The sequence below is a fragment of the Marinobacter persicus genome (assembly GCF_002934325.1).
Lineage (GTDB): Bacteria > Pseudomonadota > Gammaproteobacteria > Pseudomonadales > Oleiphilaceae > Marinobacter > Marinobacter persicus_A.
The window spans coordinates 114,547-122,539 of sequence record NZ_PTIV01000007.1 but is presented as its reverse complement, the minus strand read 5'-3'; the positions used below and the strand labels follow the sequence as shown (position 1 = coordinate 122,539).

General features: G+C 55.3%; 10 protein-coding genes, 5 tRNA genes and 1 rRNA gene. All 16 read left to right on the top strand.

Annotated elements, in window-relative coordinates; all coding sequences use genetic code 11:
- A 5S ribosomal RNA gene (gene rrf, locus BY454_RS06180) occupies positions 1–93 on the top strand; the annotation flags it as partial.
- A gap of 320 nt (positions 94–413) precedes the next feature.
- On the top strand, positions 414–1,379 hold the full coding sequence (locus BY454_RS06175; protein WP_104416822.1) for a biotin--[acetyl-CoA-carboxylase] ligase: 966 nt from the start codon (positions 414–416) through the stop codon (positions 1,377–1,379).
- Positions 1,376–2,110 (top strand): type III pantothenate kinase, encoded by a 735-nt coding sequence (locus BY454_RS06170; protein ID WP_104416823.1) that lies wholly within the window; start codon positions 1,376–1,378, stop codon positions 2,108–2,110. Before BY454_RS06175 ends, BY454_RS06170 begins: the two co-directional genes overlap by 4 nt.
- Positions 2,107–2,730 carry a hypothetical protein gene (locus BY454_RS06165; protein ID WP_104416824.1) on the top strand — a complete coding sequence of 208 codons (624 nt, stop codon included), beginning with the start codon at positions 2,107–2,109 and terminating at the stop codon, positions 2,728–2,730. Before BY454_RS06170 ends, BY454_RS06165 begins: the two co-directional genes overlap by 4 nt.
- A gap of 31 nt (positions 2,731–2,761) precedes the next feature.
- Positions 2,762–2,837: transfer RNA gene (locus BY454_RS06160), tRNA-Thr, on the top strand.
- Between the two features lie 40 nt (positions 2,838–2,877).
- Positions 2,878–2,961: transfer RNA gene (locus tag BY454_RS06155), tRNA-Tyr, on the top strand.
- Between the two features lie 9 nt (positions 2,962–2,970).
- Positions 2,971–3,045: transfer RNA gene (locus tag BY454_RS06150), tRNA-Gly, on the top strand.
- A 12-nt stretch (positions 3,046–3,057) separates the two neighbouring features.
- Positions 3,058–3,133, top strand: a tRNA-Thr gene (locus tag BY454_RS06145).
- A gap of 50 nt (positions 3,134–3,183) precedes the next feature.
- A complete protein-coding gene (gene tuf / locus BY454_RS06140; protein ID WP_104416825.1) occupies positions 3,184–4,380 on the top strand; it encodes an elongation factor Tu in 1,197 nt (398 codons plus the stop codon).
- 40 nt (positions 4,381–4,420) lie between these two features.
- A tRNA-Trp gene (locus tag BY454_RS06135) sits at positions 4,421–4,496 on the top strand.
- Positions 4,497–4,529: 33 nt separating this feature from the next.
- The gene (gene secE, locus BY454_RS06130) at positions 4,530–4,898 is read left to right on the top strand and encodes a preprotein translocase subunit SecE (protein ID WP_104416826.1); all 369 of its coding nucleotides are present in this window, start codon (positions 4,530–4,532) and stop codon (positions 4,896–4,898) included.
- Between the two features lie 12 nt (positions 4,899–4,910).
- Entirely contained in the window at positions 4,911–5,444 is a 534-nt protein-coding gene (gene nusG, locus BY454_RS06125; RefSeq protein ID WP_104416827.1) for a transcription termination/antitermination protein NusG, read from the top strand.
- A gap of 115 nt (positions 5,445–5,559) precedes the next feature.
- Entirely contained in the window at positions 5,560–5,991 is a 432-nt protein-coding gene (rplK, locus tag BY454_RS06120; RefSeq protein WP_104416828.1) for a 50S ribosomal protein L11, read from the top strand.
- Position 5,992: 1 nt separating this feature from the next.
- Positions 5,993–6,691, top strand: coding sequence for a 50S ribosomal protein L1 (rplA, locus tag BY454_RS06115; RefSeq protein ID WP_104416829.1), 699 nt, complete (start codon positions 5,993–5,995; stop codon positions 6,689–6,691).
- Positions 6,692–6,909: 218 nt separating this feature from the next.
- On the top strand, positions 6,910–7,440 hold the full coding sequence (gene rplJ / locus BY454_RS06110) for a 50S ribosomal protein L10 (RefSeq protein ID WP_104416830.1): 531 nt from the start codon (positions 6,910–6,912) through the stop codon (positions 7,438–7,440).
- Between the two features lie 42 nt (positions 7,441–7,482).
- A complete protein-coding gene (gene rplL, locus BY454_RS06105) occupies positions 7,483–7,860 on the top strand; it encodes a 50S ribosomal protein L7/L12 (RefSeq protein ID WP_091706625.1) in 378 nt (125 codons plus the stop codon).
- The last annotated feature ends 133 nt before the right edge of the window (positions 7,861–7,993 follow it).

Below are 7,993 nucleotides of genomic sequence, written 5' to 3'. Positions count from 1 at the left end.
GAACCACCTGATCCCATCCCGAACTCAGAAGTGAAACAGACCTGCGCCGATGGTAGTGTGGTTCGCCCATGTGAGAGTAGGTCATCGTCAGGCTCCTAAATACAAAAGCCCCGGTCGCGCAAGCGTCCGGGGCTTTTTTATTTTGGATCGAGGCCCTGCTGTGCACTACAACGGCCCCCATGTGACAAGGCGTGCTTAGCACGCCGCAGGACGCGGGAGCGCAGCGACGGCGGGCCCGAAGGGCCGAAGGCCGACAGGCCTGAGCAAAGTAGGTCATCGTCAGGCTCTTAATACCAAAAACCCCCGCCGGTTCGCCGTCGGGGGTTTTTTATTGCCTGGAAAAAGCCGGGTTTTGTTTTTTGGGCCCGTCTGTTGTTTAATCCCTGTCTCCATTTCCCATTGGAAAGTTGTTCATGAAAAGCTCTTCCCTTCTGTCCTTGCTTGATGACCGTCAGGTCCACTCTGGAGAATCCCTCGCCAAAGCGCTGGGCGTTTCCCGGACTGCCATCTGGAAACAGATCAAAAAGGCTCAGGCGGACGGCGCAGAGATACGAACCATTAAGGGGCGGGGCTACCAATTGATGTCTGCGCTCGACTTTCTCGATGCGGACCATATCCTTGATGGTTTGCCTCCCTCCCTTCGGTCAGAAATCGAGTTGACGGTTCTGCCTGAAGTCGACTCTACCAATCGCGAGGTTGCAAAGCGGTTATCGACGGCTATTGGGAATACGCCTGTTGTATTGGCTGAGGCGCAGACGGCCGGGCGGGGCAGGCGTGGGCGTCCCTGGTCCAGCCCGAAGGGCGAAAACCTTTACATGAGCCTTGGCATTTCCCTCGCAGGTGGTTTCCAGGCTCTCGAGGGGCTCAGTCTGGTGTTGGGCGTTGCGGTAGCCCGTGCGCTCGAAGAAGTTGGCGCTAATCCTATAGGTTTGAAGTGGCCAAACGACCTGTATGCCTTTGGCAAAAAGCTGGGCGGCATCCTGGTCGAAATTCAGGGAGAGCTCCAGGAGGGGCGTGTCCAGGTCATTGCAGGGATAGGTCTCAATGTTCATATGACGAGGGCTGAGTCGGTTGATCAGCCCTGGACGAGTCTGGCCTTGGCGTGGGATCGAGAGGACTGGCGTCGATCTCAAATAGCAGCTGCCATGCTCGCGGAGATAAGCAGCTCGATAAGAAAGTTTGAGGAAGAGGGCTTTGCTCCTTTCCGAGAGCAGTGGCAGGCCCGCGATGTTTTTCAGGACAAGCCGCTGACCGCCCGGGATGGTGACTTGTCCGGGTTGGGCGGAGGTATTGATGCTGCTGGCAATTACCTCGTTATTAAAGGCGATGAGTTTATCGCCGTTAAGGCCGGTGATATCAGTTTACGGGTGCAGTCGTGATCCTTTTAATTGACTACGGTAACACCCGGCTCAAGTGGCGACTGGTTTCCTCCGTGGGGGTTGAACATGAAGGCGCCACTGCAGAGGGGGCTCAGGCGCTGCAATCCGCGCTCGGCAATTATGGGCGGGCGATTACCCGCGTGGCCGTGTCCATGGTGGGGTCTGAACAGGCCATGGCGGCGCTCAGCGCTACCTTGGAGAAGTTCACCAGGGCATCCATTCGGTTCTACTGGTCAGAGCAAGTGCGTGATGGTTTGCGAAACGGGTATGTCGATGTATCGCTGATGGGAGCTGATCGTTGGCATGCCATGCTGGGGGCCTGGCAAGCCAGTCGATCCGGTGTGGCAGTTGTTGATGCAGGTAGCGCCCTCACGGTCGATTACATTGCGCCCGGTGGGCAGCACCTTGGTGGCTATATATTACCTGGCCTTCAAATGATGCGGGAGAGTCTCCATCGGGGCGCTGCCCGGGTCGGCTTCGATGATGCCGTGTCCCTGTGTACCGTGCCGGGGACGAGTACCTCTGATTGCGTTAATCATGGCCTCTCCTGGCTGAATGTTGGGATCGTCGAGCACATTGAGCGAGATGTCATCGATCTTGGCCTTGAGTCGGTGGTGATCACCGGCGGCGATGCTGAGCGGCTATTGGCGCTTGGTCTGAAGGGCGAGCATAGGCCCGGGTTGGTATTTGAGGGGCTGGCCCTGGTTGATCAAGCGGAGGCCGCGCCATGAAATGGCTGGTGTTCCTTCTGGTGTTGGCCAATGGCGCCGTGTGGTTTGTCGCGCATCGTGATATCAGCCGATCCCGAGATGCGGACGGAACCTTGCCAAGGGTGTCCAGTCTGAAGCCGTCTTCTGCCGACGGGCAGGTGGCCAAAGATTGCATCAAGTTAGGCTGGTTCGATGATCAGCGGTCCGCCGAAGCGTTTGCTGATCGCCATGATCTTAGCTACCGCCTGATTACTCAGGAACGAACACTGCCCCCCCTAAATTGGGTCCTGATTCCGCCGCAGCCAGAGGCTGCTGCCTATAATCAGCTTGCCGAGTTAAGGGCGAGGGGGATGGAGGTCTGGCTTGTAACGCAGGGAGAATACCGCAATGCCATCTCCCTCGGGTTGTTCGAGTCCGACACAGCTGCGCAAATGGTCGCCGCTGAAAAAAAGCAAGAAAATCTGGATGTGGTACTGGCCAAGTTCACCCGGAATCGGATAGGATACGCCCTCGTTTTTGGGGTTGAGTCAGAAGCAAAACACTTGCAGCCTCAAGCGGTTGAAGCGGAATTCGGTAAAAATTTCGAAATCTTCGAATCTGTGCCTTGTAAAGGTATTGCAACGCCGAAAAAAACTCCGTAGTATACCGGCCTCGCTGATGAGGCGAATGTGAGCTGGCATAGCTCAGTTGGTAGAGCAACTGACTTGTAATCAGTAGGTCGGGGGTTCAACTCCCTCTGCCAGCTCCAGTTTAAGGTTTTAGCGGATCCGATAAGTCGGGTTTGCGCGGGAGGGGTTCCCGAGTGGCCAAAGGGATCAGACTGTAAATCTGACGCGAAAGCTTCGCAGGTTCGAATCCTGCCCCCTCCACCATTATTGCTTGCGGGCATCGTATAGTGGCTATTACCTCAGCCTTCCAAGCTGATGACGCGGGTTCGATTCCCGCTGCCCGCTCCAATTTGGTTTTATGCTCATGTAGCTCAGTTGGTAGAGCACACCCTTGGTAAGGGTGAGGTCGGCGGTTCAAATCCGCCCATGAGCTCCACTATTGTCCGGTCAACGTTACGATCCTGATTGCCTGGGGGGATTGGTCGAATGTCTAAAGAAAAATTTGAGCGTAGTAAGCCGCACTTGAACGTGGGCACCATCGGTCACGTTGACCATGGTAAAACCACTCTGACCGCTGCTCTGACTCGTGTATGTCACGAAGTATGGGGTACAGGTTCTGCCAGTGCGTTCGACCAGATCGATAACGCGCCGGAAGAGAAAGCGCGTGGTATCACCATCGCGACTTCCCACGTTGAGTACGATTCTCCGACTCGTCACTACGCGCACGTTGACTGCCCGGGCCACGCTGACTATGTGAAGAACATGATCACCGGTGCTGCCCAGATGGACGGCGCGATCCTGGTTTGCTCCGCTGCTGACGGCCCCATGCCGCAGACTCGTGAGCACATCCTGCTGTCCCGTCAGGTTGGCGTACCGTACATCGTTGTGTTCCTGAACAAAGCGGACATGGTAGACGATGAAGAGCTGCTCGAGCTGGTCGAGATGGAAGTTCGTGATCTGCTGAGCCAGTACGAGTTCCCGGGCGACGACACTCCGATCGTTACCGGTTCTGCTCTGATGGCGCTGGAAGGCAAAGACGACAACGAAATGGGCACTACCGCTGTTAAGAAGCTGGTAGAAGCTCTGGATGACTACATCCCCGAGCCGGAGCGTGCCATCGATCAGCCGTTCCTGATGCCGATCGAGGACGTCTTCTCCATCTCCGGTCGTGGTACCGTTGTAACCGGTCGTGTTGAGCGCGGTATCGTCAAGACTGGCGACGAAGTTGAAATCGTTGGTATCAAAGACACCGTCAAGACCGTTGTTACTGGTGTTGAGATGTTTCGTAAGCTGCTCGACGAAGGTCGTGCTGGTGAGAACATCGGTGCCCTGCTGCGTGGTACCAAGCGTGACGATGTTGAACGTGGTCAGGTACTGGCGGTTCCGGGGTCCATCACTCCGCACACCAAGTTCGAGTGCGAAGTGTACGTCCTGGCAAAAGACGAAGGTGGTCGTCACACCCCGTTCTTCAAGGGCTACCGTCCGCAGTTCTACTTCCGTACAACTGACGTGACTGGTTCTTGTGAACTGCCGGAAGGCGTTGAAATGGTAATGCCGGGTGACAACGTGAAAATGTCTGTTACCCTGATCGCTCCGATCGCCATGGAAGATGGCCTGCGCTTCGCGATTCGCGAAGGTGGCCGTACCGTTGGTGCCGGCGTGGTATCCAAGATCATCGAGTGACCTTCGGGTTACTCTTTGTTGTTGCACTGAGTTTCGGTGCAGGCCAGTAGCTCAATTGGCAGAGCAGCGGTCTCCAAAACCGCAGGTTGGGGGTTCGATTCCCTCCTGGCCTGCCATTTTTTAATCTCCGGATACATAAGCTGATTCCCATGGAGTCAAAAGCCGTTCAGTCGACCAGCCGTTTCGATCTGTTGAAGTGGCTGGTTGTTTTCGTTTTGGTTGCGGCCGGCGTGGTTGGCAATCTGTATTTTGGTGCCGAATCCCTGCTGTACCGGGTCGTGGCGCTTGTGGCTCTGGGTATTGTGGCAGCGTTTATTGCGTTGCAGACCAGTCGGGGTCATCGCTTTGCCGTGCTTCTAAAAGAAGCTCGTGTGGAGATCCGGAAAGTAGTTTGGCCTACCCGGCCGGAACTGATTCAGACCACGGCGATTGTTGTGGTGTTTGTTCTGGTGGTGGCGCTTATTTTGTGGGGTATGGATTCGCTGGTCAGCTGGCTGGTCGCCGGATTCATCGGATAACGGGAGTGTGCAATGGCTAAGCGCTGGTACGTCGTTCATGCGTATTCTGGCTTTGAAAAGCATGTGATGCGCACTCTTAAAGAGCGTGTTGCTCTTGAGGGCATGGAAGATAAGTTTGGCGACATTCTGGTCCCGACTGAAGAAGTCGTGGAGATGCGCGAAGGTAAAAAGCGCAAGAGTGAGCGCAAGTTCTATCCAGGCTATGTTCTGGTTCAGATGGAGATGGACGATGCCACCTGGCATCTGGTGAAGAATACTCCGCGTGTTCTTGGCTTCATCGGTGGTACCAAGGATAAGCCGGCGCCCATCACCGAGCGGGAAGCGGAAGGGATTCTGCAGCGCGTGGAAAGCGGTGCCGAGAAGCCGAAGCCGAAGACCCTGTTTGAGCCGGGTGAAATTGTTCGTGTTGTTGAAGGGCCGTTCGCGGACTTCAATGGCGTGGTCGAGGAAGTCGACTACGACAAGAGTCGCGTTAAAGTGGCTGTTCTCATCTTTGGTCGTTCCACTCCGGTGGAGCTGGAGTTTGGCCAGGTCGAGAAAGAGTAAGCGACATCTTGAAAATTCAGCTCGCGCGCCACGGCGTCGCGGGCTTTTTGTGTCTGCACCAAGCAGTTTAATGAGCGGGGAGCCGAAAGGCGTTTGAACCCATAGGAGACATATCATGGCAAAGAAGATTGAAGCGTATATCAAGCTTCAGGTTGCTGCCGGTAAGGCCAACCCGAGCCCCCCTGTTGGTCCTGCATTGGGTCAGCACGGTGTTAACATCATGGAATTCTGTAAGGCGTTCAATGCCAAGACCCAGGAAATGGAACCTGGTCTGCCGATTCCGACTGTTATCACTGTATACAGCGATCGCAGCTTCACGTTTATCACCAAGACCCCGCCCGCGGCGGTTCTGCTGAAGAAAGCAGCCGGCATCAAGAGCGGTTCCGGTCGCCCGAACACCGATAAAGTCGGCACCGTTACCCGCGCGCAGCTGGAAGAAATCGTGAACACCAAAGAGCCGGACCTGACTGCAGCCGATATGGACGCAGCGGTGCGCACTATTGCCGGTACTGCCCGCAGTATGGGCCTGAACGTGGAGGGCCTCTAACATGGCGAAGCTGAGCAAGCGTCAAAAGCTGATTCGTGAAAAAGTTGAGCCGACTCGCGCCTATTCCGTAGACGAAGCGGTTAGCCTGCTGGTCGAGCTGGGCCAGAACGTCAAGTTCAAAGAGTCTGTCGACGTGTCCGTAAACCTGGGCGTAGATGCACGTAAATCTGACCAGGTGGTTCGTAGCAGCACCGTACTGCCCCACGGCACAGGCAAAAACGTTCGCGTCGCCGTGTTTACCCAGGGCGCCAATGCCGAGAAAGCCACCGCCGCTGGCGCGGACGTGGTTGGCATGGATGACCTGGCCGACGAAGTCAAAAAAGGCAACATGGATTTCGATGTGGTCATCGCCACTCCGGATGCCATGCGTGTTGTTGGCCAGCTGGGTCAGATCCTGGGCCCGCGTGGCCTGATGCCGAACCCGAAGGTTGGTACTGTAACGCCGGACGTCGAGACCGCCGTCAAGAACGCCAAGGCTGGTCAGGTTCGCTACCGTACCGACAAAAACGGCATTATCCATGCCCCGCTGGGTAACGTTGAATTTTCTGCACAGAACATCAAGGAAAACCTTGAAGCTCTGATCGCAGACCTGAAAAAGGCCAAGCCTTCATCGTCGAAGGGTGTTTATCTGAAGAAGATCAGCATCTCTTCCACTATGGGGCCAGGCCTGACTATCGATCAGAGCTCCCTGAGCATCTGATTTACTGATCGGTAGTTACTTTGTAGTCATGGCGGAAGCCAAGGCTGTCAAAGACCGCAGGCCCCCGGGCTCTCGTTTTGCGGGAGCCGAAGGGGTTAAAGAAATGCCTGCGCAGACGGTGTGAAGACGTTCTCTCTGAACCCAAACACCGTAAGGCGCCCCGCGAGGGGCAATAATGGGTTTGCCGGTGGAAGCCGGCGAAATCGAGGAGAAAACCAGTGGCAATTAGACTCGAAGACAAGAAAGCGATCGTCGCTGAAGTCAACGAGACTGCTGGTACTGCTCTGTCTGTGGTTTTGGCTGATTACCGCGGTGTCACCTCCGGTGACATGACCGCACTTCGTGCCAAGGCTCGTGCCGAAAATGTTCGTCTGAAAGTTGTTCGTAACAACCTGGCGAAGATTGCTATTAAAGGCACCGAGTACGAATGCATCGAAGAAGCTCTGGTTGGCCCGACCATTCTGGCGTTCTCTATGGAAGATCCGGGTGCCGCCGCGCGCCTGTTGAAGGACTTTGCCAAAGAGAAAGAGGCTTTCGAAATCAAAGGTCTGGCTGTCGGCGGTGAGCTGATGGGCGCTGATCAGATCGATCGCCTTGCCAAGCTGCCGACGCTGCACGAAGCGTTGACCAAGCTGGCCGTTGTTACACAGGCACCAGTTACCAAGCTCGTACGCAGCCTGAACGATATTCCGGGACGGATTACGCGTGTTGTAGCTGCAGTCCGGGACGAGAAGCGCAACGCTGCTTGATTCCGTTGAAAACCATTTTTATATTTTTGGGAGAAAGTCATCATGGCTCTGTCTAAAGACGATATTTTGAATGCAATTGCTGAAATGAGCGTAATGGAAGTTGTTGAGCTCGTTGAAGCAATGGAAGAGAAGTTTAACGTTTCTGCTGAAGCTGCTGTTGCTGCCGCTCCGGCCGCTGCTGGTGGCGAAGCTGCCGCTGCTGAAGAGCAGACCGAATTTGACGTTGTTCTGACCGGTCCGGGTGAGAAGAAGGTCAACGTAATCAAGGCCGTTCGTGAACTGACTGGCCTGGGTCTGAAAGAAGCGAAAGAAATGGTTGACGGCGCTCCGTCTACCGTTAAAGAAGGCGCTTCCAAGGAAGACGCTGAAGCAGCCAAGACCAAGCTTGAGGAAGCAGGCGCTTCTGTTGAGCTTAAGTAAGAGTCGGCTGTTGATCGACACCGTGCGATAAGCATGGACAGGCTGGTGGCTCAGTGCCACCGGCCTTTTTCTGTTGTATATGCTATAGAGTCTGGTGAGCAATAAAGGTTGTTGTCAGTTCTATAACCTACAG

Coding starts and splice junctions, on each gene's coding strand:
- nusG (WP_104416827.1), top strand. CDS start 4,911: ATGGCTAAGCGCTGGTACGTCGTTCATGCGTATTCTGGCTTTGAAAAG.
- secE (WP_104416826.1), top strand. CDS start 4,530: ATGGAGTCAAAAGCCGTTCAGTCGACCAGCCGTTTCGATCTGTTGAAG.
- tuf (WP_104416825.1), top strand. CDS start 3,184: ATGTCTAAAGAAAAATTTGAGCGTAGTAAGCCGCACTTGAACGTGGGC.
- rplA (WP_104416829.1), top strand. CDS start 5,993: ATGGCGAAGCTGAGCAAGCGTCAAAAGCTGATTCGTGAAAAAGTTGAG.
- rplK (WP_104416828.1), top strand. CDS start 5,560: ATGGCAAAGAAGATTGAAGCGTATATCAAGCTTCAGGTTGCTGCCGGT.
- BY454_RS06175 (WP_104416822.1), top strand. CDS start 414: ATGAAAAGCTCTTCCCTTCTGTCCTTGCTTGATGACCGTCAGGTCCAC.
- BY454_RS06165 (WP_104416824.1), top strand. CDS start 2,107: ATGAAATGGCTGGTGTTCCTTCTGGTGTTGGCCAATGGCGCCGTGTGG.
- rplL (WP_091706625.1), top strand. CDS start 7,483: ATGGCTCTGTCTAAAGACGATATTTTGAATGCAATTGCTGAAATGAGC.